Source organism: Auritidibacter sp. NML100628, from assembly GCF_003185985.1.
GTDB lineage: Bacteria > Actinomycetota > Actinomycetes > Actinomycetales > Micrococcaceae > Auritidibacter > Auritidibacter ignavus.
In genome coordinates, this window is sequence record NZ_QHLP01000004.1 from 14667 (window position 1) to 38257 (window position 23591).

At 57.8% G+C, this 23591-nt stretch carries 24 protein-coding genes and 1 tRNA gene; 3 read left to right on the forward strand and 22 right to left on the reverse strand.

All coding sequences use genetic code 11. The features are described from left to right. Positions 1-162: 162 nt before the first annotated feature. The 3 genes from DCC24_RS04340 to rimP all read right to left on the reverse strand — a co-directional run bounded on the left by DCC24_RS04340 (position 163) and on the right by rimP (position 2197). Complete coding sequence (locus tag DCC24_RS04340; protein WP_110098708.1) at positions 163-477, reverse strand: YlxR family protein; 315 nt, start codon at positions 475-477, stop codon at positions 163-165. 74 nt (positions 478-551) lie between these two features. Beyond that, positions 552-1547 carry a transcription termination factor NusA gene (gene nusA, locus DCC24_RS04345; RefSeq protein WP_110098709.1) on the reverse strand — a complete coding sequence of 332 codons (996 nt, stop codon included), beginning with the start codon at positions 1545-1547 and terminating at the stop codon, positions 552-554. 74 nt (positions 1548-1621) lie between these two features. Then, the gene (rimP, locus tag DCC24_RS04350; RefSeq protein ID WP_110098710.1) at positions 1622-2197 is read right to left on the reverse strand and encodes a ribosome maturation factor RimP; all 576 of its coding nucleotides are present in this window, start codon (positions 2195-2197) and stop codon (positions 1622-1624) included. Positions 2198-2339: 142 nt separating this feature from the next. Here rimP and DCC24_RS04355 point away from each other — a divergent pair, with 142 nt between their 5' ends. After that, positions 2340-3044 (forward strand): hypothetical protein, encoded by a 705-nt coding sequence (locus DCC24_RS04355; RefSeq protein WP_110098711.1) that lies wholly within the window; start codon positions 2340-2342, stop codon positions 3042-3044. Positions 3045-3103: 59 nt separating this feature from the next. Here the strand turns inward: DCC24_RS04355 and DCC24_RS04360 are convergent, their stop codons facing one another. The 5 genes from DCC24_RS04360 to DCC24_RS04380 all read right to left on the reverse strand — a co-directional run bounded on the left by DCC24_RS04360 (position 3104) and on the right by DCC24_RS04380 (position 9347). Then, positions 3104-4945, reverse strand: a complete 1842-nt coding sequence (locus tag DCC24_RS04360; RefSeq protein WP_110098712.1) for a proline--tRNA ligase — start codon at positions 4943-4945, stop codon at positions 3104-3106. Positions 4946-5015: 70 nt separating this feature from the next. Next, positions 5016-5915 carry a hypothetical protein gene (locus tag DCC24_RS04365; RefSeq protein ID WP_110098713.1) on the reverse strand — a complete coding sequence of 300 codons (900 nt, stop codon included), beginning with the start codon at positions 5913-5915 and terminating at the stop codon, positions 5016-5018. Then, a complete protein-coding gene (locus DCC24_RS04370; protein WP_146206278.1) occupies positions 5905-6918 on the reverse strand; it encodes a hypothetical protein in 1014 nt (337 codons plus the stop codon). Before DCC24_RS04370 ends, DCC24_RS04365 begins: the two co-directional genes overlap by 11 nt. Positions 6919-7033: 115 nt before the next feature. Continuing rightward, complete coding sequence (locus DCC24_RS04375) at positions 7034-7954, reverse strand: DUF4081 domain-containing GNAT family N-acetyltransferase (protein WP_110098715.1); 921 nt, start codon at positions 7952-7954, stop codon at positions 7034-7036. A 52-nt stretch (positions 7955-8006) separates the two neighbouring features. Next, positions 8007-9347, reverse strand: coding sequence for an RIP metalloprotease (locus DCC24_RS04380; protein ID WP_110098716.1), 1341 nt, complete (start codon positions 9345-9347; stop codon positions 8007-8009). Positions 9348-9776: 429 nt separating this feature from the next. On the opposite strand from DCC24_RS04380, the gene DCC24_RS04385 reads away from it, so the two are divergent. After that, a complete protein-coding gene (locus DCC24_RS04385; protein ID WP_110098717.1) occupies positions 9777-10247 on the forward strand; it encodes a GNAT family N-acetyltransferase in 471 nt (156 codons plus the stop codon). 65 nt (positions 10248-10312) lie between these two features. On the opposite strand, the gene DCC24_RS04390 is transcribed toward DCC24_RS04385, so the two are convergent. From DCC24_RS04390 to DCC24_RS12160, 9 genes are all read right to left on the reverse strand, one after another. Further along, positions 10313-10891: a DivIVA domain-containing protein gene (locus tag DCC24_RS04390; protein WP_136088822.1), complete on the reverse strand. Its 579-nt coding sequence runs from the start codon at positions 10889-10891 to the stop codon at positions 10313-10315. A gap of 50 nt (positions 10892-10941) precedes the next feature. Further along, the gene (locus DCC24_RS04395) at positions 10942-12075 is read right to left on the reverse strand and encodes a phosphatidate cytidylyltransferase (RefSeq protein WP_110098719.1); all 1134 of its coding nucleotides are present in this window, start codon (positions 12073-12075) and stop codon (positions 10942-10944) included. 20 nt (positions 12076-12095) lie between these two features. After that, positions 12096-12617 carry a ribosome recycling factor gene (gene frr, locus DCC24_RS04400; RefSeq protein ID WP_369859927.1) on the reverse strand — a complete coding sequence of 174 codons (522 nt, stop codon included), beginning with the start codon at positions 12615-12617 and terminating at the stop codon, positions 12096-12098. Between the two features lie 156 nt (positions 12618-12773). Continuing rightward, on the reverse strand, positions 12774-13556 hold the full coding sequence (gene pyrH, locus DCC24_RS04405; protein WP_110098721.1) for a UMP kinase: 783 nt from the start codon (positions 13554-13556) through the stop codon (positions 12774-12776). A gap of 122 nt (positions 13557-13678) precedes the next feature. Then, the gene (tsf, locus tag DCC24_RS04410; protein WP_110098722.1) at positions 13679-14515 is read right to left on the reverse strand and encodes a translation elongation factor Ts; all 837 of its coding nucleotides are present in this window, start codon (positions 14513-14515) and stop codon (positions 13679-13681) included. A 60-nt stretch (positions 14516-14575) separates the two neighbouring features. Then, positions 14576-15457, reverse strand: coding sequence for a 30S ribosomal protein S2 (gene rpsB / locus DCC24_RS04415; protein WP_110098723.1), 882 nt, complete (start codon positions 15455-15457; stop codon positions 14576-14578). A 276-nt stretch (positions 15458-15733) separates the two neighbouring features. Further along, positions 15734-16498, reverse strand: a complete 765-nt coding sequence (locus tag DCC24_RS04420; RefSeq protein ID WP_110098724.1) for a response regulator transcription factor — start codon at positions 16496-16498, stop codon at positions 15734-15736. Beyond that, positions 16495-18018, reverse strand: coding sequence for a cell wall metabolism sensor histidine kinase WalK (locus tag DCC24_RS04425; protein WP_110098725.1), 1524 nt, complete (start codon positions 18016-18018; stop codon positions 16495-16497). Before DCC24_RS04425 ends, DCC24_RS04420 begins: the two co-directional genes overlap by 4 nt. A 6-nt stretch (positions 18019-18024) precedes the next feature. Further along, positions 18025-18483, reverse strand: a complete 459-nt coding sequence (locus tag DCC24_RS12160; RefSeq protein WP_199446200.1) for a hypothetical protein — start codon at positions 18481-18483, stop codon at positions 18025-18027. A 161-nt stretch (positions 18484-18644) separates the two neighbouring features. Here DCC24_RS12160 and DCC24_RS04430 point away from each other — a divergent pair, with 161 nt between their 5' ends. Then, positions 18645-19313, forward strand: coding sequence for a M23 family metallopeptidase (locus DCC24_RS04430; RefSeq protein ID WP_146206279.1), 669 nt, complete (start codon positions 18645-18647; stop codon positions 19311-19313). 1 nt (position 19314) lies between these two features. Here the strand turns inward: DCC24_RS04430 and DCC24_RS04435 are convergent, their stop codons facing one another. From DCC24_RS04435 to DCC24_RS04455, 5 genes are all read right to left on the reverse strand, one after another. Continuing rightward, complete coding sequence (locus DCC24_RS04435; RefSeq protein ID WP_233491977.1) at positions 19315-20439, reverse strand: glycosyltransferase family 1 protein; 1125 nt, start codon at positions 20437-20439, stop codon at positions 19315-19317. Between the two features lie 86 nt (positions 20440-20525). Continuing rightward, positions 20526-20602, reverse strand: a tRNA-Ile gene (locus tag DCC24_RS04440). A gap of 13 nt (positions 20603-20615) precedes the next feature. Next, complete coding sequence (locus tag DCC24_RS04445; protein ID WP_110098727.1) at positions 20616-21827, reverse strand: glycosyltransferase; 1212 nt, start codon at positions 21825-21827, stop codon at positions 20616-20618. Positions 21828-21944: 117 nt separating this feature from the next. Beyond that, positions 21945-22652: a CDP-alcohol phosphatidyltransferase family protein gene (locus DCC24_RS04450; protein ID WP_110098822.1), complete on the reverse strand. Its 708-nt coding sequence runs from the start codon at positions 22650-22652 to the stop codon at positions 21945-21947. Positions 22653-22694: 42 nt separating this feature from the next. Further along, positions 22695-23588: a phage holin family protein gene (locus tag DCC24_RS04455; protein ID WP_110098728.1), complete on the reverse strand. Its 894-nt coding sequence runs from the start codon at positions 23586-23588 to the stop codon at positions 22695-22697. Positions 23589-23591: the final 3 nt, after the last annotated feature.

A 23591-nucleotide genomic window follows, 5' to 3' on the forward strand; every position in this document is an offset into this window, starting at 1 on the left:
AATCGCGGCGGCGGGCGGATGCTCAGCGCGTCCGGATTCGTACCATCGTTGTGTGGGGCTCTAATCTTGGGCACGCCACGACAGTTTGGTGTCGTAGCATGCTGTGTGAGCATGTCTTTTTGGTCATGGTTGGGCACTCATCGTGTGCTCACCGGGTATCCATCAGATCTTCGACCCGCTTTCTTGTCCTTGGTTTAGTTCACCCAGCACCTTGGAAAACTCCGCTTCGACCGCACGCAGTGACTCGGCATTGACGCGAGTCCGAAAAGCGCGGTGAAAAGCACCGGATTTTACAGCACGTCGCACGCACTGTGTGTTGGGGTGTATCCACGCCCCACGTCCCGGGAGTTTTCGTTGCCAGTCCACCACCACGAATCGGGTATCCGCGGTCATGTCGCAGGCGCAACGCACCAGGTTAGGAGTCTCTTGTTGTGCTCGGCATCCGATGCACGTTCGCACCGGAAGACGTGAACCCATGGTTCTCCCATCTCATGGAGCACAAAAAGACATACTATAGTTTAGCGGTTTTGAAAATATTTTGTCGCCGGTTTCTAGTCCGGGGTCACCGCCAAAGGGTCAGTGGTTCCCGACTCCCCCATAATATCAATGCGCCATCCAGTCAATTTGGCCGCCAGACGAGCATTTTGTCCTTCTTTGCCAATAGCTAAAGACAGTTGGTAATCCGGAACGATCACACGTGCTGAGCGGGTGGCTTCATCAACCATCGGCACCGAGGAAACCTTGGCGGGGCTCAGCGCGTTCGCAACGAACTTGGCTGGTTCCTCTGAGGCGTCAATGATGTCGATTTTTTCGTCGTTCAGTTCGGTCATGACCGCTCTGACGCGCGAGCCGAGTTCACCAATGCACGCGCCTTTAGCGTTCAACCCGGCCTGCTTGGCCCGCACTGCTATCTTGGAGCGGTGCCCGGCTTCACGAGCAAGAGCAACGATCTCTACTGACCCGTCAGCGATTTCGGGAACTTCTAGCTCAAACAGCTTGGCCACCAGCTGCGGATGCGAGCGCGAAACCGTCACCGACGGTCCTTTGGTACCACGGGTGACCGAAACAACATAGCACCGTAGGCGTTTGCCGTGCACGTACTCTTCCCCGGGAACCTGTTCTGCTGGCGGCAACACTGCTTCAATCGACCCGAGATCGACCTGAATCATATGGGGGTTTTTACCCTGTTGGATGACGCCGGATACCAGCTGGTCTTGTTTGTCTTTGAACTCACCTAAAATTTGGGTGTCTTCTGCATCGCGCAACCGTTGCAGGATGACCTGGCGGGCAGTTGAGGCCGCGACGCGACCAAAGTCATTGGGGGTGTCGTCGAATTCCCCGATGGCGTTGTTGTTTTCATCGAACTCGGTGGCCCAGATCGTCACCTTGCCGGTCTTCAGATCAATTTCAGCACGGGATTTCGAGATCGCCCCCGGAGACTTCTGATAGGCCAGATAGAGGGCCTGTTCGATGGTTGGCACCAGCTGTTCAAGCGGAATATCGCGTTCCTTCTCCAACATCCGCAGTGCGCTTATATCGATGTCCATCTCTGCCTCCGGTCTTCTCGATCATTCACTTATCTCGTGCCTGGGATGCGACGTCCCACAGACCACCAGCATGCCTAGGCCTGTTTTAACTTTACCTGGACCTGAGCGTCGGTAATGTCGTCGAATGAGTAGTGAGCACGCTCCCCCACCTTCTCCGGCATACCTTTCTTGGCGCCCGGAATGATCAAAGTCAGTTCGACTCCGGTGTCGTCCACATCATCAATACGCGCGCGTTGCCGACCCGGCTGGCCTGTTAACTCGGCTTCCACCGTGCGACCGAGATTGCGCTGCCAGTGGTGAGGACGCACCAGCGGTCGCCCCACCCCGGGAGTGGAAACTTCCAGCTGGTAGGCGTCGTCACCGATCTCCGGCAACGGGCCGGTATAGGCGTCCAAAGCGTCTGAGACTACTTGCGAGGAGGTAGCGATCTCATCCAGGCTAAGACCCTCGGTGCCGGTCCGAGCATCAATCACGACAGTGAGAACTTTGGACCCCGGGGTCCCGGTGACCTCCACATCTTCCACCCAGACCTGTTGATCGGTCAGCGCCGTGGCGATCAGCTGTTCAAGTGGGCTTCGCATCTCGACCGTTTTTTCTGAAACGTCTTCCGAGGACTCAGCATGCGTGCGAGCAAAGAACCGTGATGCCATCAGGGATGGACCTCCGAAAGGTTGTCGGCTGTTATCTGTGGTGTCGTCTGTGGCGTGCTCAATATCGTGCGCAATCTTAAACCTTAGCCCTCTGGGACAGCAATACGCACAGTTGAGTGGTAAACGTGGAAGAATCTGAGCTGTGAAATCCTCCGCATCGACACAATCGTCTCGTTGGCGTTACGTGGTAATCCCCCTCACCGTGGCAGCCACCTTGGTGATCCTGATTCTGGGATGGTGGGGCATTCGTAGCCTCTTCGCGCCCGGGCCATTCTCTTTCCCGCTGTTTGCGCCACCGCGGGATGCCACCGAAATCGTGGAGAAGTACCAGCGTCTCGCCGAGCAAGGCGAAGAACCGGAGGACTATCGTGCTCTGTGGGACACCGCTTCCACCGTGACCGGTGAAGAATGCGACGGTGATTGGGTCGAGCAAGTTCAAGACCTCGGCCGAGAGCACCGAGCACTCGCTCGTCTGACAGAATTTCTCTCCGCCCGCGTCGAGGCACCTGAGAGCGCCTCTACGGAGGATGAGCAACAAGACTGGACTAACGCGGTGATTGATCTTGATTTAACTGCCGAATCTTCCAGTATGGCGATGACCGCCGGTCTACCAACTGAATGCGTGGCTTACCCAGAACACCCAGAGGTAGTTGACCAACAGCTACGGGAAGACTCCTCGCCGACGATGACAGTCCTGCACGAGCCGGCGGAAAGCCTCAAAGCGCAGTGGGCGCGCGCCTGGGAGAAGGCCAGCACCCCGGCTCAGGAACAACTTGCTGAGGCCGGGCTCTGGGAATCAATGGTGTTCGAACAGAAGCTATCGGAGCTGGCCGAACTCACCGCCTAGGGGGCACAGGGGCACAGGACCGACCGGTAGTTACTCTCGAAGGCGAGAGAGTGATCTCTTTACTGCTTGTTCTGGTTGTCCGACCGCGTCAAGAGCCCCTGCGCGACGATGTCGACGACAGCAGAAACCGCTTGATCAACCGGCAGGTCCTGACGAGTGTCGTCACGACGGTCTTTGAACTCAACCATGCCTTGGGCAAGACCGCGTCCGACCACCAGGATGAGTGGTACACCGACCAACTCAGAGTCGGAGAATTTCACGCCGGCCGAAACTTTCTTGCGATCGTCGTAGAGTACCTCGATGCCTGAGGCTTCGAGGTCGGCGACGAGTTTTTCGGCGGTATCGAAGATGTCTTGGTCCTTGCCGGTGGCCACCACATAGACGTGGGCGGGGGCAACATTCAGTGGCCAGATCAGGCCACGGTCATCGTGGTGTGCTTCGGCGATCGCTGCCACCGCGCGGGTGACACCGATGCCATAAGAGCCCATCGTGACCACAACTTGTTTGCCGTTCTCGTCCAGCACTTTCAGGTCCAGGGCTTCAGTGTATTTACGACCCAGCTGGAAAATGTGGCCCATTTCCATACCGCGACGAGTGTGTAATGGTCCGGATCCATCCGGGGCCTCGTCTCCATCTTGAACCACAGTGGCTTCCACGACCGCGTCCCAGGTGAAGTCGCGTCCTGCGACCAGGTCGAAGACGTGGTGCTGCGTCTGATTAGCGCCAGTAATCCAGCGGGTCCCGGGGACAATGCGGGGGTCGACGAAGAACGGCACCCCGGAGGGTGCCTCTGCACCCAACAGCTGGGTCACGGTCTCGCCTGCCACGGTGGCGGGGCCGATGTATCCGGGCACCAGATGGGGGTTCTTTGCCAAATCATCTGCAGTGGCCGGTTCCAGTTGAGGTTCACCAGTGAGCGGAAGAGCCTCGGCAATCGTGGATTCCAAACGCTTGACGTCGACATCGCGGTCGCCAGGAACAGCGACGACGAAGGGTAGACGTTGATCACCATCGATGGCAACCAATACCACACATTTCAGTGTATCGGAGGCGTCCCAGGCACCGGACTCGCGTGGCACCAGATGATTAGCGACCTCGACCAGAGCCTCGATGGTGGTCGACTCCGGGGTCTCTTTCACCTCAGCTGCCGGTACATCCGAGTAGTCTTCAGGCTCAGGAGCCACGGTAGTTACCGCTTCCACGTTGGCCCGGTAGCCCCCGTCGGATTCCACAAAAGTGTCCTCACCGATGGGGGAAGGGTGCAGGAATTCCTCAGACCGAGAACCGCCCATGGCACCGGCGGTGGCTTGAACTGCTACGACGGGCAGACCGAGTCGCTGGAAGATCCGAAAGTAGGCACCGCGGTGGGCTTCATAGGCCTCATCGAGCCCAGCGTCATCAATGGTGAAGGAGTAGGAATCTTTCATCACGAATTCCCGCACCCGCAGGAGACCAGCTCGCGGGCGAGCTTCGTCGCGATATTTGGTTTGGATCTGGTACAGGTAGACCGGCAGATCCTTATATGAGGCGTAGTGATCCTTAACCAGCAGAGTGAACAGCTCTTCGTGGGTGGGAGCCAACAGGTAGTCGGCGTCCTTGCGGTCTTTGACCCGGAAGATATTGTCGCCGTAGTCGTCCCAGCGACCGGTCGCTTCATACGGCTCTTTGGGTAGCAAAGCTGGGAAGAAGACTTCCTGAGCGCCAATGGCATTCATTTCGTCGCGAATGATCTGTTCGACTTTAGTCTTGACGCGCACACCCAACGGCAACCAGGTGTAACCACCAGGTGCAGCCCGGCGGATAAAACCGGCCCGGACGAGTAGCTTGTGGCTGGCGACTTCGGCATCAGCCGGGTCGTCACGCAAGGTACGCAAGAACAAGTGGGACATGCGCAAGGGCACAGCACGGCTCCAATCACGGTGAGAGCGTCAGGACATTCTGAGATCTGGGGAAAGTCTACCCCAGCGGAGTCTAGTCAGCGGGGGCCTTGAGTTCCTCGGCCAGCTGGTCAATAGCACTCAGTTCCTCAGCGTAGGCGCGCGGTGGCACGCTGAGAGCAACGGTGAGACGGCTACCGTCCTGGACCCAGACCGTAGCGGTACCCACGTGACCGAGGACTTCCTGATCGTCACCGCTGAGCGGGCCCGCTGCTGGGGAATCTTCCGAGCTCTGGCCCGCAGGGCTGAGTGTGTGCTCGGGTTCCGGGGTGTTTTCATCGTCCGTGGCAGATTCAGACTCGTCCTCGGATGCCTCATCGGTGACAGACTCCCCCGCAGCGGACTCACCCTGGCCATAATCTTCCAGATACACCGCAAACGCCTGGTCAGTGTGATGGGTGAGTTCTTCGAAGGTGATCTCGCGTTCTAAGGCCGGGCTCCCTTGGGGCTCAAAAAGGGCTCTCTGGCACGAGCTGGCGAATTCTCGGACCTGGTCGGTGTACCGCTTGGCTTCATCGGCATCGTCGAACTCGATGACCGCGAGTTGCCGAAAGTCAAAATTACCGGGCTCGGAGGCATCGACGTGTGTCCCGGTCACCGCCACGACGTCCTCGGCTGAGGGCAAGTCAGGCTTAGGGACGGGGCTTTCATCGCTTCCCCCGCTGACGCACTCACCTGTGGTGCCCAGCACATTCACGTAATCAATGGCGGCTTCCCCATCGACCACCTCGGCGCCGGGTCCCAGCACCTCGTTCAGGGTTTCGGCGATCTGGTCCTCGGTGATCGCAACCTCAGCGGTGTCTGTCGGCGACGGACCATCTTCGGGCTGAAAGTCGTCTCGGCACCCGGACAACGTCAAGATGCCAACCATCGTCAGCGCAAGAATCCAGGTAGCGCGCTGTAACCGGGGCCTGTGTTCCGAGCTATGGTGCATGGTTCTCCTGCTCCGTCGCGATTTCGGGCAGCTGATCTACGATCTTAGTCAAGATCTCCACCAGACGAGACTGTTCCACAGGATGATCGACCGTGACCACCAGTACGTGATGATTTTCTTGTCCCAGGGCTGTGGTGGTCGTGGTTTGTGCTTCCAACCGAGGTTGTAGTTGCGGGGCGGCGCTGGGCATTTCCTCGGCCGGTGTGGGAGGCGTTTCGACGGCGTCGGCAGTATCTGCCTGGTCTTGGGCTTCGTCAAGATCAATCACGGTCGTGCTGTTGATCAACAGGGTTTCATCGAATTCAGTGGCCAGCTGTTGAAGTTCCTCACCCACCTGGGCGGGATCGGCGGTGGGCGACGGTGCTACCGATTCATTTCCGTCTCCACCGGTGGCGGTTTGGTCCTCGGTGGGTTCGTCCTCGACCTGCTCGCCGGCGAGCTCGGGGTTGGAGAAATCGCTGACCGCGGTCGTGACCTCCGCTTCGATGTCCTCGTCGAGGTCCACGAGATAGGTGGGACACTCCTTGGCAGCCTGGCGACGAGCTGTCAGATAATCTTCGGCCTCAGCCTCGGATTCAAATTCGATGATGGACGCCGACGTGGAGAGGGTCTCAGCGTCTTGTTCGGTAACCACGCCTAAGGTAGCGGTGGTGTTGGCCAACAGCTGTTCGTCAAAGGTGGTCTGGCAAGAAGCAGACGAAATCTCGTATTCTTCCAAGGCGCGTTCTTCCTCAATCAGCGCCTGCCGAGCCTGGTCCCCGTCGAGCGTCACCGCCTGATCTCCCAGGGCGTGACGAATGACCTGCAGCGACGCGTCTGAATCGGATTCAGCAGACGGTGACTGACTGGCACTGGCAGTGTCAGACGGTGTGGCCTGCGCACGTTCAGCCTCGTCGTCACCGTCGGCGCAACCGGCCAGCGCTAGCGCACACACCGCCCATAACGCTAGGTGTCCCGCTCTGCCTAGGGCCACACCACTGCCTTCCTCTTCACGTTCTGTCACGAGCTGTTTGCACGCTGTTTTTGACCTGTTCTGGAGTTCTCAGGTCGAAGCACATACTCCTCTCACTGTAGCCGAGTTTGTCCGGTATGGAGAACAGTGCAGGGCGCCGAAACGATCAGAACAACACCGTGGCGAACTCTCCGGTAACCTCGAACCCCACGTTACGGTAGGTCTTCAGCGCCGCCACATTGAAATCGTTGACGTAGAGCGAGACGACCGGGGCTAGGGTCAGGCTGTGAGCGACCACCGCTGACATCAGACTGCTGGCCTCACCGCGACCCCGCAAATGCTCGGGGATCCACACACCTTGAATTTGAATGCAGTCGTTGGTGACCACCCCCAGGTCTGCTTTGAACAGAACCTCTCCACCGATTCGGCGACCGGGGGTCTTCACCAGGCACCATCCGGATTCGATCAACTGTCGGACCCGGGCTCGGTAGGAGTTGGGGCTGTCCTTCATCGGTGAGTATCCGAGCTCTTCTGTGAACATCTCCACGGCAGCGGGAAAGACCGTGTTGAAGTCACCAGCTTGGGCGACCCGCACGTCGGGGTCGACCGGTACCGCAGAGAGGCTCCGGGTGGTCATCAGCGGTTGTGACGTTCGAATGGCGCGGGGTTGTTGTAGCCCATACGACAGGCTAGACCAGATTCCGTGCACCGCGTCCCGCGGCCCGAAGATCGACCCATAGCGTCGGCCCAAGCACCGGATGGCCATGCCCAGGATTTCTCCATAAAATTCATTGACCGCGACCGGGACGATATTGGACCCAACCCACACCGCACACCGGAGCTCATTCGGATCGCGTTCGTCATCGATACCCAGAAATAGCCCGCGATGCAGGTCACGTCCAGGCCCAGCACCACGGCCGCCGTCGAGCAACGATTGGACATAGCAGTGAGCCACCGGGTCGCTGGCAACCAGTCGGGATAAGGCCTCGGTGTCGTCGTCGGAAAGGATCCGAACCATATCGCCGGTGGTCCGAGACAGCTGGTCTTCGGTGTCCAATAGCCAACGCATCTGCCGGGCAAATCTCATCTCTGGTATCCCTTCGACTGATACGAACGGCTCAAGGTGGTTCAGGCAGGCGCTAGTTGAGCGTCACCGGTTTGAAGATATCGGCCACTATCAACAGTACGCCCATGCCTAACAGGGCCACCGCAACGACGTAAGTCAGGGGCAATAGTCGTGAAATGTCGAAGGTAGGCGGGCGTGGTCTACCCCGGAGCTTGGCCCAGAGTTTGCGCCCACCATCCCAAAGCGCACCCACCACATGGCCACCGTCCAAGGGCAAGAGCGGAATCAGGTTGAAGGCCATGAGGGCAATATTGACCCCGGCGATCAGCGAGACCAGCATGGCCACCCGGTCCTGCAGGGGTATCTCGTCCATGGCTGCCGCCTCGCCGGCAATGCGACCGACTCCCACCACCGACATCGGACCGTTGGGGTCACGTTCCCCGTCGGTAATCAGCACTTGGGCGGTATCCCATAGCCGAACCGGCAAGACTACGATCACGCGGAAGGTGGCTTCCAATTGCTGTCCAATGACCGGGAAGGTCTGGGTGACCGGTTGTTGCACTCGTTCTACCTGCGATCCCATTCCCACGAATCCGACCTGGTGCGTGACAAGGTCGCCGGATTCGTCGGTTTCGGTGCGTCCCAGGTCGTCGACCACCGGGCGTTCGGTCAGCACCGGGGTAATCTCGGTGTCATGTTGTTGTCCCTCGCGCTCGTAGGTCATGGGCGTGGGGTCTCCGGCTCGTTGTCGGATCAAGCCGGTGAGTTCGTCCCAGGATTCCACCGCGACCCCGTTGAAGGAGGTAATCGTGTCACCGGGTTGTAGTCCGGCGGCGTAGGCCGGCCCATCTGGGTCATTGTCGTCGCATTCGGCGATCTCGTCCTGGGTGGCCGCGACTTGTACTGCCTGCACACACCGGTAGACCTCAGAAACCGTGGTGGTGGCGGTGTTCACCCCGAAGCTAGTGATTAAAATCCCGGTCAGAACCACCGCAATCAACAAATTCATCGCCGGACCGCCCAACATGATGATGATCCGTTTCCATACCGGTAGCTGGACGAACAACCGGTTCTCATCTCCGGGGCGAATCTCAGCCGCAGAGATCTCCCGGGCCTGTTGGGACATTTGTTGGAAGACGCCGGTCGACGAGGTTTTCGGCTTCTCGCCCGGGGCTTGGGGCGGGTACATCCCGATCATGGCCACATAGCCACCCAGGGGAATGGCTTTGACCCCATATTCAGTCTCGCCACGGCGGATGGAGAACAGTGTCTTTCCAAAACCCACCATGTACTGGGTGACACGTACTCCGAAGAGTTTGGCCGGAACCAGGTGCCCGATCTCGTGCAACGCAATAGAGAGGATAATCCCCACGGCAATGGCCAAAACACCGAGGGTGAAAGCCAAAATCTCCACGGGGTACTCCTCTCATTTCTCATTGGGTTGTTTCTCGCAAGGTTGTCTGCACGCGCTATCCAAGGGATAGTTCACCGGCCTATTATGCCGGTCAAACCTGTGAAGTGGGCTCGGATGAACGGTTGAATCCTCGTCGAGGCAGTGCTAGAGGCACAATGTCATCAGCTAGCACAGCCGCCAACTCCGCGACCACACACCCCCTAGCGGAACATCGCCGTCCACCCGGCCGGGCCGACCACGTTGAGTTCCTCAGACGAGGCAAGCGAACACCATCTGATGCGTGCCCGGCTGTGCTACCAGAAGACAGTTGTACCGCATTGGCCCAAGAGCTCGCGCCCAACGTGGGTGCTGTGCGGTTTGCAGGATCGGCACATCCCACGGTGGAAGAATGTAGAGTGGTGGGACTACCAGAGACCAGGAGGCAGTTGCATGATTCTTCGTGAGGTACGGACCGAGGACCTCGATGAGTTCTTTGTCCACCAGCAGGATACCTTGGCCAATCTGATGGCCGCCTTTGCGCCTCGCAATCCCCAGGATCGTGGTGTCTTCGATTTCCACTGGAATAGCTTGCTTCACGATGAGAACACCATCGTTCGCACCATCGAGGAGAACGGTCAGGTGGCCGGTGCGTTGATCTGTTTGAACATCGACGAGATTCCGGAGCTGTCGTTCTGGACAGCCCGGGAGTTCTGGGACCAGGGCATTACCACTGCGGCGGTGGACCAGTTCCTGGAGGATTTCCAACAGCGCCCCATCCGCGCCATGGTTCCGGCTGACAACGCCGGGTCACAGAAGGTACTCACCCGACGTGGTTTCGAAAAGATTGGTGAAGAGCAGTCCTTCTCAAATGCTCGCGCTGAGATTATCACCGAGGACGTGCTAGAGCTCAACCAACCCTAACCAGTCCTTGCGCCTGGTGGTTGCCTGGCGATCAGCTGGGACTGGGTCATGCCTTGATCAACCTTCTAGCTGAGGTTGATCAGCAATTCGATTCCAGCTTGCACAAAGGCATCAACCTCGGCCTCTTCGTAACCCTTCTTACCTTTAGCGGCGCGGAAGGTCGTGGCTCGAAGCTGTTGGGCAGTGACCGTATCGCGATCGGTAAAGTGAGCAAAAAGGGTCTCACATACCGCGTCGACATCTTCAACACGGTAGCTGATGGCCTTTGATTTCTTGGGGCGACGGAAACGTTCCCCGGCTGGGCGCTGAAGGCGACCCATCAGTTCCCGGATGGAGTCATCAAGGTAGCTGTTCCACGCTTCCAGGCCATGGCTCTCAATAAATTCATCTCGTTCGGCCCGTCGGAATGCGTCCTCGAGACGGTCCAAGACCTTGTCGACCTGATGGGGGGCATACCCGCCTTTGACCGCGGCGAAGGAGACATCACGCACGTCGTTGGCCGCCATGAATTCATTCCCGTCATAAGCAGAACGCGCCCGCGCGATAAATTCATCAACCTGGTTCGGCTGGTAACCATAGGCTTTTTTCTCCACCCGAGTAAAAGGAGAACTCTCGTGCTCGGTTCGTGCAGCCCGTCGGCCCATGGTTGTATCCTTCCTGACGGATGTGAGTTGCTCGGTCATCTACTCGTAGCCTAGGGCAAAAGAACGACGAACAGCGCGAACGCCACTGGAGCACCAAAAACGAGGGAGTCCAACCGGTCCATCACTCCCCCGTGCCCGGGCAACGTGTTGCCCATGTCTTTGACACCGAGGTCGCGTTTGACCATCGAGGCCGCAAAATCGCCAGTAGTGGCTACCACGACCATGACGAGGCCGACAATCACCGACCGCCAGACTTCCAAGTCAAGCATGAACCAGCCAGCCCCAATCGAAACCAGGACGGCTCCGACCAAAGAACCCGCGAAACCTTCCCAGGATTTTTTCGGTGAGATCTGTGGCGCCATCGGGTGTTTGCCAAACAAGGCTCCGACGATGTACCCGAAGGTGTCATTGGCAACGACGGCCAATAGGAACAATGCGACCATATAGTTGCCCTCGGGCTCCTGCATCAACACGACCCCGAACGAGAGCATAAAGGGGACCCAAAGCACGATGAATCCGGTGGTCATTGCCGCGGCTAGGGGCCGGTAGGGATCACTGACGACAGTCCAAAACACCGCAAGGATCATCGTCCCGAACAAGGCGAACACCATAGCATCGATGCCACCAAAATACGCCGAAATGGGCATCGCAAGGGCACCGACCCAGAGCGGTACCAAAGGTACCTCAATCTTGTAGGGGCGATACAACCGGGACATTTCCCAGGTACCCACCAGCAACAGGAGTGAGATGAGCACCATCACCACCACGGGAACCCAGAAGATCCCGATGATGGCTGCGACGAGCAGAACCGCACCGACGGCAATCGCTGCCGGAAGGTTACGACCAGCCGTCGATTGTTTGGGTTCTTCTAGCTCGGCTGGACGTTCCGAGACGGTGGTAGGTGCCACCATGGGATCGTTGTCAACGCCGGAGGCTGGCTCGGCTGTCTCGGGGTCTGTGTCATCGGACTCACCGCGTTCAGCACCAACCGTCTCGGGAAGAGCCCGTTGGTGCTCGATTTCGGCTTGGGCGACTTCCAGAGCCTTGCGTTCCTTCCGGGTTTGGGGAATGATCCGGCCGGTTTCCGGGTCCCGGACCAAATTCTCGAAGCCCTCAAGCTCGGTAATAACCGGGTCCTCACCTGGTGAGGATCCGGTGTTGCCTGTGGGGTCTTGTTGGCTCATGTGGTGCACGTTAGAGGTGCTTAGACCTCCATGAGGTCCTGTTCTTTGTTCTTGGCCATCTCTTCAACCTGGTCCACGTACTTACGGGTCAGGTCATCAAGTTCTTTCTCACCACGTTTGCCTTCGTCTTCGCCGATTTCGCCGTCGTCAACCATCTTCTCGAGGGTTTCTTTGGCTTTCCGACGGGAGTTACGTATCGAGACCTTGTGATCTTCGGCCTTTGATTTAACCAGCTTCACATATTCGGCTCGACGCTCAGCGGTCAACTCCGGCATGACAATCCGGATCACTTTGCCGTCATTGGAGGGATTAGCTCCCACCTCGGAGTCAGACAGGGCTTTTTCGATCTCACGCAGGGCGGAGACGTCATAAGGTGCAATCAGCAGGGTACGGGCATCCTGTGCGGTGAAGGAGGCAAGTTGTTGCAAGGGGGTGGGAGTACCGTAGTAGTCGACCAGAACCTTGGCAAAAAGACCAGGTGTGGCTCGACCAGTGCGAACCGAGGCAAAGTCCTCGGAGGTGGCCTCCAGGGTTCGTTCCATCGCGGCCTTGGCGTCATTGAGTACTTCGCTGGTCACGGAATCTCCTTCAACACTATGAACTTGCCCAACCGGCTCCGGTTGGGCGAACTTAATCGCCTGATTACCATCTTAGGACAGCTTAGGTGCAGTCACCGTCGTGTTGATACGGCGGGGCGGTTATGACTCCACCGTAGTACCGATGCGTTCACCAAGCAGTGCCTTGGTGACGTTACCCTTTTGCTCCATGCCAAAAACCATCATTGGCAAATTATTATCTTTGCACATCGTCATTGCGGTGAGATCCATCACTCGGATATTTCTCATGATGGCTTCGTCGTAGCTGAGGTGGTCAAAGAGCTGAGCATCGGGATTCGTCTTGGGATCGGCAGTGTAGACACCATCCACACCGGACTTGGCCATGAGCACCTCGTCAGCACCGACTTCTAGGGCCCGTTGGGCCGCAACAGTGTCGGTGGAAAAGTACGGCAGACCGGTACCGGCGCCGAAAATTACCACACGGCCTTTTTCCATGTGTCGCACCGCGCGCTGAGGAATGTACGGTTCAGCAACCTGTGACATGTGAATCGCAGACTGAACCCGGCAATCCACGCCAGTTTGCAACAAGAAATCCTGTAAGGCCAGGGCATTCATCACGGTGCCGAGCATACCCATGTAGTCGGCACGCCGGCGTTCCATGCCGTTCTCGGATAGTTCGGCTCCACGGAAGAAATTACCGCCGCCGACAACGATGGCAATCTGGACCTGGTCAGAGGCCGCCGCAATTTGTTCGGCCACGAACCGAACCGTTGTGGGATCAACCCCCACGGAGCCACCGCCGAAGACTTCACCGGAGAGTTTCAAGAGCACCCGACGCCTCCGGGTCGAAGGGTCAGACTCTGCAGATCTCGGCCCATCTTGGAGGCCTCCGGGAATATTAATAGCCGGGGTGGGTTCGGTCATGGTCTCCTCCTGCAATGGTTCACCGGATCTGAACGAAGTCAGCGATATTAATGAAAAAGTTTGGGGCAGTCAGAAGGGGTGAACACTTCGTTATAAGTGTTCACCCCTTCTGCTGTTCATGCTTAGGCGCCGACGCGGAAGCGTGCGAACTGCACGGCTTCGGTGCCGGCTTCTTCCAGTACCTTACCCACAGTGGTCTTGGAATCCTTAGCGAATGGCTGATCCACCAGCACGACATCCTTGTAATAGCCGTTCAATCGACCATTGACGATCTGCTCCATGGCCTTTTCCGGCTTGTTCTCAGCACGAGCGGTGTCCTCAGCCACGCGACGCTCATTCTCAACGGTTTCGGCCGGAACTTCGTCACGGGTCAGGTAAGTCGGAGACAGAGCTGCAATGTGAACTGCAACGTCGTGAGCTGCTTCCTGAGCCTTCTCGTCATCGGTGGAGACAGCCATGAGCACACCGACCTGGGCTGGCAGGTCTTTACTGGTCTTGTGCAAGTATGCGTCAACGTACGCACCGGAAACCCGGGCGACACGACGAACCGCGACCTTTTCACCCAGGGTGGCAGCCTCCTCGGTGACGTATTCGCCCAGGGTCTTACCATCGTACTCAGCGGCCAGCAATGCCTCAGCGTCATCGGCGCCACTGGAAACGGCGACCTCGAGGACGTTGTTAGCCAGATCGATGAACTTCTGGTTCTTGGCCACAAAGTCGGTCTCGCAGTTGATCTCGACCATCACGCCGTCGCCGTCGTTGACAGTAGCGACGATCAGACCTTCAGCAGCGGAACGACCTTCACGCTTGGTCGCGCCCTTCAAACCCTTGATCCGAATGATTTCCATGGCTTTCTGGGCGTCGCCTTCGGCTTCATCCAGGGCCTTCTTGACATCCATCATGCCTGCACCGGTACGTTCGCGCAGGTCCTTGATATCAGCGGCAGTGTAGTTGGCCATTCAGTAATCCCATCCTTAGGTTTCTGAGTTATTGGTGGTGAGTAGGTCGAAAGGTCAATCTCACTCGGAGTCAGTCTGAGACTGAGGTGCTGGCGCGGTAGCCTGATCCTCAGTCGTGGCCGGCTGCGTTGCGGTCTCGGCGGGTTGCTCGGCCTGTGCCTTCTGTTTGGTCTCAGTCTGTTCACCGAGGAGCAGGTCACGTTCCCACTCAGCCATCGGCTCTTCACCGCCGGCCTCTCCCTGCTTGCCCTGATTGCGTGCCAGCAGACCATCGGCCACAGCGTCTGCAACCACGCGGGTCAGCAATGCCACTGAGCGGATCGCGTCGTCGTTACCCGGAATCGGGTAGGTGACTTCGTCCGGATCGCAGTTGGTGTCGAGGATTGCGACCACGGGAATGCCAAGTTTCTTGGCCTCGTCCACAGCCAGGTGTTCTTTCTTAGTGTCAACGATCCAGACCGCAGACGGGGTTCGACTCATGTTGCGGATACCACCAAGGTTAGCCTGCAACTTCTGCATTTCGCGCTGTAGCAGCAACAGTTCCTTCTTGGTGTGGCCGGACCCGGCAACATCTTCGTAGTCGATTTCTTCCAGTTCCTTCATGCGATTGACACGCTTAGAAACGGTCTGGAAGTTCGTCAGCATACCGCCAAGCCAGCGGTGGTTGACGTAGGGCATCCCGACCCGGGTTGCCTGCTCAGCAATGGCCTCCTGGGCCTGCTTCTTGGTTCCTACAAACAGGATGGAACCGCCGTGTGCCACGGTTTCTTTAACGAAGTCGTAGGCGCGGTCGATGTAGGACAGCGATTGCTGCAGATCAATGATGTAGATGCCGTTGCGCTCGGTGAAGATGAAACGCTTCATCTTCGGGTTCCAACGGCGAGTTTGGTGTCCAAAGTGAACACCAGAGTCCAGCATTTCACGCATCGTAACGACGGGCATGTCGCTCCTTTACCGTCAGCCTTCGCGGCCTGCGCCGAGGCTGACATTTTTCTTGTCTATCGGTTACTTAGCACCACAACCGGTTGGTCGGCGCTCCTGGCACGACGGCGGTTTCCCGACACAACACCAGCACCCCGTGATGGGGACCGAAGGGGTTATGTTGTCTGACTAGACACTCACATCGTGCGCGAAGTCAGTACCATCGCAGGCTGCTTTGCCGGCCCGGATACTACTGCTTGTATCAGCATACCGTATTTTCCCGTGGCCCTAACCGCGTCAGGAGCGACCATGCCAGTGTTTTTCATCCACGAGCCGATAGCCGATTCCCCGCACCGTTTCGAAGCGGTCCGCACCGAGTTTATTGCGTAAGTACCGAACGTAGACGTCGACCACGTTGGAGCTACCCGTAAAGCCCTCGCCCCAGACTCTACTCAGTAACACATCTCTGGTGAGCGCCTGCCCGGGATTGCGGAAGAATAATTCTGCCAGGGCGAACTCGCGCGGTGAGAGATCAACCGGCTTGCCGTCCACGGTGACCAAATGTCGGGTGGAATCGATAACGACTTCGGCGTGACTGACCACGTCGTGATCTTGTGCGTCGTGGACGGTGTTGCCGGCATGGGGCGAGGCGGTTGGCTGATCGTGCGGGGCGCCCGCTGCTTGCTCACGATTCTCCCGGTCTCGAAGTCGCAATCGGATGCGAGCCACCAGTTCGGGGAAACGGAACGGTTTGGGAACATAATCGTCGGCCCCGGACGTCAGTCCCTGGACGGTCGCTGCCCCAGAGGTTCGTGCTGTGAGAATAATGACAGGAAGATCCGAAAATCTGAGTCGAATTTGTTCAAGAACCTCGAAGCCATCCATATCGGGCAGTCCCAGATCGAGGATGATCAAATCCCACTCTTCGGTGCGCACCAACGCGAGACCCTTGGCGCCGGTGGCGGCGACTACCGGGTCAAATCCCTCAGCCGACAGACCGTTGAATACAAAATCCGAAATACGTGGCTCATCTTCAATCACGAGAATACGGGCTACTGTCATTCGGTGCTCTCCTGACGCGAGGAACTGGTGGTGAACAAGGTTTTGCCTGAGCCGGAGGGATAGGGCAATGACATCGTAAAAGTCGATCCGACATCGAGCTGAGACCGGACAGAGACCACGCCACGGTGTGCACGAACTATCTCTTGAACAATGGTCAGTCCGAGCCCGGGCCCTTCGGTGCCGGAAGCGTTACGGGCTCGACCGAAACGTTCGAAGATCGTGCTCAGATCGTCGACGGCGATCCCCGCACCATAGTCAGTAATCCAGAGATCGAGGCTACGGTCGAGAACCTCGCCACTGTCTAAGCGCTCGACCAGGCGCGAGCCCAGCGTGATTTCACTATCGGGTTCAGAGTGTTTGACGGCATTCTCGGCGAGTTGTAACCATGCTTGAGTGATGCGGTGTTCATCTAAGGGATAGATCACGTCGGCGGTTTCGGCTACGCTCCAGGTACGCGTGCCCAGCTGTTCGGATTTTCGGGCGACATCATGAGTCAGCGTGGCTACGTCTACGGGTATCGGTTGCACGAAATCTGGGCGGTTTGAGGTAGCTAGCGTCATCAGGTCTTCAGTGAGCCGGGTGGCTCGTTCAAGCTCGTGCAGAGAAATGTCGCGTACTCTCTCCACGTCGTCGGGATTGTCACTTTTCATCAGTTCCAAATTTCCCTGAATGATGGTCATCGGGGTACGAATTTCGTGGCCCACATCGTCGAGTAGCTGTCGTTGGGACGAGAAACTGTCTTGGAGACGATCGAGCATGGCATTGACGTCTTGAGAGAGACGGGCAACGTCATCGTCACCAGTCACCGGCGCTCGGCGGTCAAGGTCCTCGTCGGACGAGATCTTGGCCGCGGTGGCTTGAAGTTGCCGGAGTGGTGCAAGAAGTCTGCCAATCAGCACCCAACCGGCAACAGCGATCAATACGACCACCACGCCAGCGGTAATGCCGAAAGTCATAAAAGTGCGGTTGACTTCCTGCAGGCTTGCTCGCTGGTCTTGTGCAACCACCAATACTGACGGCTCGGGGTCTTCAGAAAAAGACACCGGAATGGAGACCACCCGGTACGTAGTCAGCTCGGTCCGCACGGTTTCCAACGTTACCGCGGTGAATTCTGCTGACTGAACGCGACGTTCGAGCAAGGACACGAGTTCTGGGTCGTGTTCCAGGCGGGTGGGCACAGATTCATGAGCGGCCCAGACCACCCCGTTCCGGTTCAGGCCCAGCATGCCTTCATGGGCTTCGGGCATGTGCCGAGCCATGGCTACATAGATCAGCTGGTCTGACTCGTTAAAGGGCTCTCCCGTTTCAGGGTCTACACCCTGTTCGGCCAAGATACGCACTTCGTGAACGGTTCGGGTCAGCCCGTCGTCCATGCGCTGAAGATAGGCGCCACGCTGCAAGAGATAGGACAATGCCCCCGTCAGGCTCAGCGCTAGTAGGGTCATGGCGATCAAAAACAGCACCACTCGGGTGCGGACCGAGAGCCGTTTCCAAGCTGGTGCTTGCTGCTCTTTGTTCACGCTGGCCTAGTCGTCGTCATCATCGTCCTCATCATCCCCGTCTTCATCATCGTCCTCATCGTCGTCATCATCGTCCTCATCATCCCCGTCTTCATCGTCGTCATCATCATCGTCTGGCTGGTAGGGCGAAGGTGCCGGTGGGCCAACGTTCTTCGGGCTCACTTCGTTTACTTCGGTATTGCCGGGCGTTTCTGTTGGCTGAGCTTCGGACGAGGGGTTCTGAGAAGAACCGGTGATCTTAGATGAGGTCGCGGGCACGGGTCCAGATGATTCGTCGGCGACGGCTTGGGATGGGCGGTGTTGAGAGGAGGTGGGGGTCTGATTCACGGAAATTGGAGGACTGAGTTCCACCTCATCCGAGCCACCAGAGAGGTTGACCCAGAGCATGCCCAAACCGATGATCACGGCGACCAGCGCTACCGCCGACCCACCCCATAGCAGGGCTGTCCTTCCACCTGTTGACATGATGCCTATTCTGTCGTTTTTTCGTGAGACCTCAATGAGAATGTGCGCTCACCGTGTCCTCATCATGACATATCTACGCTCTCCCGGGGAACAAGACTTTCCTCATCCACAGTTCCCTTTCTTGCTGGATCCAAGTACTGGTGGCGGACGATGCTACGGATATGACGACGACACAACGTTTTTGTTCCGAAGTTCCACGGCGAGACCAACGTGCTCCCGGGCGTCGCGAAATCGGCAGACGACTCCTTGGGCTACTCGCGGTGATCTGGCTGATGGGGTTGTTTCCGGCTGCGACGGTGCTCGCCACTCCCCACTACTCCCCTGTGTCGAGATCGCCTCTGACTGTGGTGCCAGCAGACACTCAATGGGACCCACCGGTCCCCGGTGCGAGTCCGCAGGACATTGTCACCGGTTTTGATCCACCGACTGCCCCGTGGTCCGCTGGCCACCGTGGGATAGATCTCGTTGCTCCATCGGGCACCGTGGTCGCTCCCGCTCACGGGAGGGTGACGGTGGCTCAGAAAGTGGTGGACCGACATGTCGTGACAGTTGAGCACCCCAATGGTCTGTTGTCATCGTTCGAACCGGTGGTGACCGAGCTCGAGGTCGGAGAAACGGTGCAGACCGGGGATGTCATCGGGGAGATTGAACCGGGCGTGGACCACTGTGATGTTTCGTGCGTGCACTGGGGGGTGCGAGTTCCCGATGGATGGCGCATTGGCTCGACGCTTCGAGATCGCTATATCGATCCGTCATTGTTGCTGGGATGGCAACGGCCGTCGGTGTTATGGCCACTCGACCATGATCCGCCGGTCGCGCCGGAACACTGAGTCACGCACCGCGGCGACGCTGGTCATGAACGCGGTAAGCCAGATCGATGAGTCGACGGGCCGAATCCTCCCAGCGGTAGCACTGAGATTGCTCTCGCGCTGCAACCGAGGCCCGCGCGAAGTGTTCGGGCTGGTTGAGCGTGATAGCGGCCCGTGCAAAGTCAGAGAGCCAGTCCGAGTCCTGCAGATCGATAAAGTGGGCGTGCGGTCCCTCCCTAGCGATATCCCGGAATATCTCGATATCGGAAACAATCACCGGGGTTCCTTCTTCCATTGCTTCGGCCAGCGGCAAGCCGAAACCCTCGGTACGAGACAATGTCACGAGGGCGGTGGCAGTGCGCAAGAGCCGGTGATATTCCTCTTCGGATGTACCGTGATGCAGGATCACCTGTTCGGACCCAACCCCGGCCTCAGCAGCGACAGTAGCCAATTCTTCTTCCCGTTGTGGTGAAATTTTTGACAATAGATGTAGCTGATACTCAGGGAGTTCTGCCATGGCCCGGACGAGCTCGTTGACATTTTTGTAGTCCATGAACGAGCCCATATAGACCAATGATTTATCCGGTTGCTGGTGTGGATCACGGGGCTGGGAAACCTCATGGGCCGCATTGGAGATCACGGTGATGGGACGAGTGGTTAGCCGGTGTTTGCGCATGAGCCGTTGCGTGGTACGCGACACCGTCGCCACGGCATCCGCTCTGTTCAGCACCAGCCGTTGCGGCCAGTAGGCCAGGTGATAGAGTCGCCACAGTCCACGCACCGGGGCGGGCAAATCATGTGGCGGGGTGCGGTGTTGATAATAAATCAGGTCGTGCAGGGTGAGAATCAGCCCGTAGTTCCTCCCCCACGACCCCATGGTCTGCATAGGGGAAAACACCACATCGGGTTCTAATGCGTTGATCCGTCGAGCAATGAATGGTTCGGCCGGAGACGTCGGTGCGGGCATGAGCTCCCACGGGACATTATTGGGCAGGAGCTTGAGCTGTGCGGTATCGCTGATGAGCATGGAAACAGGATGCTGGGCGGCCACCGCTTCGATCAGGGAGGACCCGTACCGAGAAATCCCGTCGTGGAAATCGGTGCGGGTGTATCGAGCGTCCATCACCAGCCTCAACGTTGTGGTCATGGGCTTCCTTCCCTCGATGACGTTCTCCCCACGAAAAGGTACCTGGCTCACACCTGATCAGATTGGTTGCCTGGTGAGATGGCAATTGGTGGGGCGTGTGGGACTTGAACCCACGACAAAAGGATTATGAGTCCTCTGCTCTGACCAACTGAGCTAACGCCCCAAGGCTCAAGAATCTATCGTAGCGTAGCTTCGGGGAGCAACTGAGTTGCTTCTTCAAGGGTGGCGCCACGGTACAGTGCTTCCAACACATCAACGCTAGCGGACTCAGAGTGCCGCAATGCGATCTGATACGAGCGCTCGCCCATCTTCTGGCGTTCGGCCGGAGCTGCCAGTAAAACCCGTTGCAACTTATCCGCTAAGTCTCCAGCGTCGCCAGGAGTGAACAGATACCCATTCTCTCCTTCATTGACCAAATGTGGGAGCGCCAACGCGTTGGCCAGGATCACCGGCTTCTGTGCGCTCATCGCCTCCAGAGAGACCAAAGACTGCAATTCAGCTGTTCCTGGTTGGCAGAACGCATCGGCCCGCAAATAAGCGACTCGCAGTTCCTCATCACTAAGATGACCCAAAAACCGGACCCGATCATCGACCCCCAGGGACTCAGCCAGATCCCACAACCGGTACCGCTGCTCACCGTCACCGACGATTTCTGCATGAATCTCCGGTCCAGTATGGCTCAGCGCACGCAGGAGCACATCAATATTCTTCTCCACGGCCAGCCGGCCGACAAACAACACCGTCGGGTATGGGTTTTTGGGGATTTCTTCGCCCTCGGCAAGCTGATATTTTGCCGCATTAATGCCGTTAGAAACCGGTAGCACCAAATCTAGGCCCGCTCGCTCGCGCATCGTTTGAGCTGACAGCGGGGTCGGTGTTGTCACGGCGACGGCTTTACCCATTAGTCGTCCCATATCGCGCCAGGAATTCTTCGACACAATATTACGGAACCACTGCGGAAACGGAAGGAAGGGGTCCAAATTCTCCGGCATAAAGTGATTGGTGCACACGGTACGAATCCGCCGCTTCTCAGCTTGTAAGATCGCTGCCTCACCGATCATGTAGTGGCACTGCGCATGTACAACATCAGGTTTGATCTCATCCAAAAGCGCCCCAATCGCCTGTCCCGCATGCGATCGCGAAACCAGCCGATAGGTTTCGTGGGTCGGCGCCGGACACGACTTCAGACGGTGCACGGTTGCCTCGTCGCGGTACTGGACCGTGTCAGGCCCCGCCTCGTTGCGGGCCGAGACCACGTGGACATGATGACCGCGCCGATGCAGTTCAGTGGCAAGACGGAAACATACGGTTGCGGCCCCGTTGACGTCTGGCGGATAGGTATCGGCAGCGATCAGGAGGGTCAGCGGGCCGGATTCAGGTACGGGCACAAGCTTCCTTTGGTATGCGGGATAGGCAACGGGAATATTTGCTAGCTAACATATCAACTCGTTGCACGACTGTCATGGAAGCAGACAACAAGGCGGTTCTCAACCGAATCGCCTTGTTTAGTCGGATGCCGAGCTACCTCGTTCGTGCAGTCCGTGGCTGAGGTCTTCACTCGGCTCGTGAGTATAAGCCATGGACCAGCTTCGACGGTGGCGCGGATTAATGTTCTGGGAGCGTAACGAGTTGTACTTTTGAATACCTCGCCAGGCGTAGTCAACCGCGGCCAGCACGTGACCGGCACTACCAGGGATCAAAAAGACGTAAGCAATCAGGTTCAACCAGTTAGACTCAGCGACTCCCTGGGCCAGGACCAGGGCCGGGATACCAATCATCAGCAACGCGGTGCGAACCTTGCCCAGCACTGTGACCTCAAGTTCTGGGCTACCCAGAAATAAGAACGCCATCAGGATAGCCAGCAACAGGTCTGGCACAATCAGGCTGAGTGCTAACCACCACGGAGCGAAACCAGACAGTGCCACCGACACCACGACGATGATAATCCCGATGCGGTCGGCCACCGGATCCAGCCACTTTCCAACCGTGGAAACTTGGTTCAGTCGCCGTGCTAAATATCCGTCAATCCAGTCGGTGGAGAACAACACCACCAAAGTGATGAATGCCCAGACATACTCATCAATGACCAGCAACCAGACAAAGACCGGCACCAGCAAAAACCGGACAAAGGTGATGATATTGGGTATGGTCAGCCACCGGTCGGTGACAACATAGTCAATATCGTCGCGGGTACCTGCACCAATCAGTCGCATCAGGACGGTCCTGAGCTCCATCGGGTGGTAAGAGCCACAGGGTTAGTCCTTCTTTTTGTTCAGACGACGGACTAAGACAGCGAAAGTAGTCACCGAAGCACCCAGCAGAGTCAATGGAGCCCAGCGGTCTTTGACGAATTCACCTGCGTCGTTGACTTTCTCGCCTGCTGCTGCCGCGGTCGAGTAGGAAGAAACCGGACGCAACTGTTCTGCACGGGTAGCCGAATCGACGCGCCCCAGGGCGTGGTCGGTGAAGGTCGCCAGCTGGGCTTTGACGTCAGTCTTCTCATTCAGGCCGGAGCGAATGTCACCGAGGTGACGGCGACGCAAGTCCATGCGGTGGCGGATTTCGTCATCGCTGGGCTTGATATCAGGAATGCCCTCCGGTGCCTCACCGCGCTTGATCGCGGCTTTTTGTTCCTTCTGCGCCTGCTTGATGAGTTCTTTCTCGCGCTCTTTATCGATCTTCTTCTGCTCGGCCTTTTCGGCCTCGAGGCGATCGAACTCCACTGGGTCGAATGCGTTACCTTCCGTGAGGTATCCAATGTCGTGCTTGACCCCGCGAATCAGGTCAGCGGGAACAAGAGGCATCGCAGCCATGATTCGCCAAGCGCCAATACCGATCAGGATCAGAGTCAGAACGAAGGCTCCCAGAGCGGTCCAGAGTGCCGCAACCCAGATATTGGTTTGAGTAGCAAAGCCTCCGATCATTGCCACGATCAAGGCCACGATGGTGATAAACAGGAACAAGAGGCCGACAACCGCAAATCCGGCCCCTACCCCGATGGTCACACCTTTGGAAGTGGCATGAGATTTTAGTAGTTGGAGGTTGTCCTTTAACTGTTTCGGCACCAGGCGCGAGCCAGTTGTGGCCAGATCCATCAGCGAGCTGGACCGAGTCTGATCTGAGACGGTCGGGGCACTCTTCTGAGCCATTCG

Coding starts and splice junctions, on each gene's coding strand:
- nusA (WP_110098709.1), bottom strand. CDS start 1,547: ATGGACATCGATATAAGCGCACTGCGGATGTTGGAGAAGGAACGCGAT.
- DCC24_RS04455 (WP_110098728.1), bottom strand. CDS start 23,588: ATGGCTCAGAAGAGTGCCCCGACCGTCTCAGATCAGACTCGGTCCAGC.
- DCC24_RS04375 (WP_110098715.1), bottom strand. CDS start 7,954: ATGAGATTTGCCCGGCAGATGCGTTGGCTATTGGACACCGAAGACCAG.
- pyrH (WP_110098721.1), bottom strand. CDS start 13,556: ATGACCGAACCCACCCCGGCTATTAATATTCCCGGAGGCCTCCAAGAT.
- DCC24_RS04420 (WP_110098724.1), bottom strand. CDS start 16,498: ATGACAGTAGCCCGTATTCTCGTGATTGAAGATGAGCCACGTATTTCG.
- DCC24_RS04435 (WP_233491977.1), bottom strand. CDS start 20,439: ATGACCACAACGTTGAGGCTGGTGATGGACGCTCGATACACCCGCACC.
- rimP (WP_110098710.1), bottom strand. CDS start 2,197: ATGGCATCACGGTTCTTTGCTCGCACGCATGCTGAGTCCTCGGAAGAC.
- frr (WP_369859927.1), bottom strand. CDS start 12,617: ATGGAACGAACCCTGGAGGCCACCTCCGAGGACTTTGCCTCGGTTCGC.
- DCC24_RS04450 (WP_110098822.1), bottom strand. CDS start 22,652: ATGCGACTGATTGGTGCAGGTACCCGCGACGATATTGACTATGTTGTC.
- DCC24_RS04365 (WP_110098713.1), bottom strand. CDS start 5,915: ATGCACCATAGCTCGGAACACAGGCCCCGGTTACAGCGCGCTACCTGG.
- DCC24_RS04385 (WP_110098717.1), top strand. CDS start 9,777: ATGATTCTTCGTGAGGTACGGACCGAGGACCTCGATGAGTTCTTTGTC.
- rpsB (WP_110098723.1), bottom strand. CDS start 15,457: ATGCCCGTCGTTACGATGCGTGAAATGCTGGACTCTGGTGTTCACTTT.
- DCC24_RS04390 (WP_136088822.1), bottom strand. CDS start 10,891: ATGGGCCGACGGGCTGCACGAACCGAGCACGAGAGTTCTCCTTTTACT.
- DCC24_RS12160 (WP_199446200.1), bottom strand. CDS start 18,483: ATGTCAACAGGTGGAAGGACAGCCCTGCTATGGGGTGGGTCGGCGGTA.
- DCC24_RS04340 (WP_110098708.1), bottom strand. CDS start 477: ATGGGTTCACGTCTTCCGGTGCGAACGTGCATCGGATGCCGAGCACAA.
- DCC24_RS04430 (WP_146206279.1), top strand. CDS start 18,645: ATGACGACGACACAACGTTTTTGTTCCGAAGTTCCACGGCGAGACCAA.
- tsf (WP_110098722.1), bottom strand. CDS start 14,515: ATGGCCAACTACACTGCCGCTGATATCAAGGACCTGCGCGAACGTACC.
- DCC24_RS04395 (WP_110098719.1), bottom strand. CDS start 12,075: ATGAGCCAACAAGACCCCACAGGCAACACCGGATCCTCACCAGGTGAG.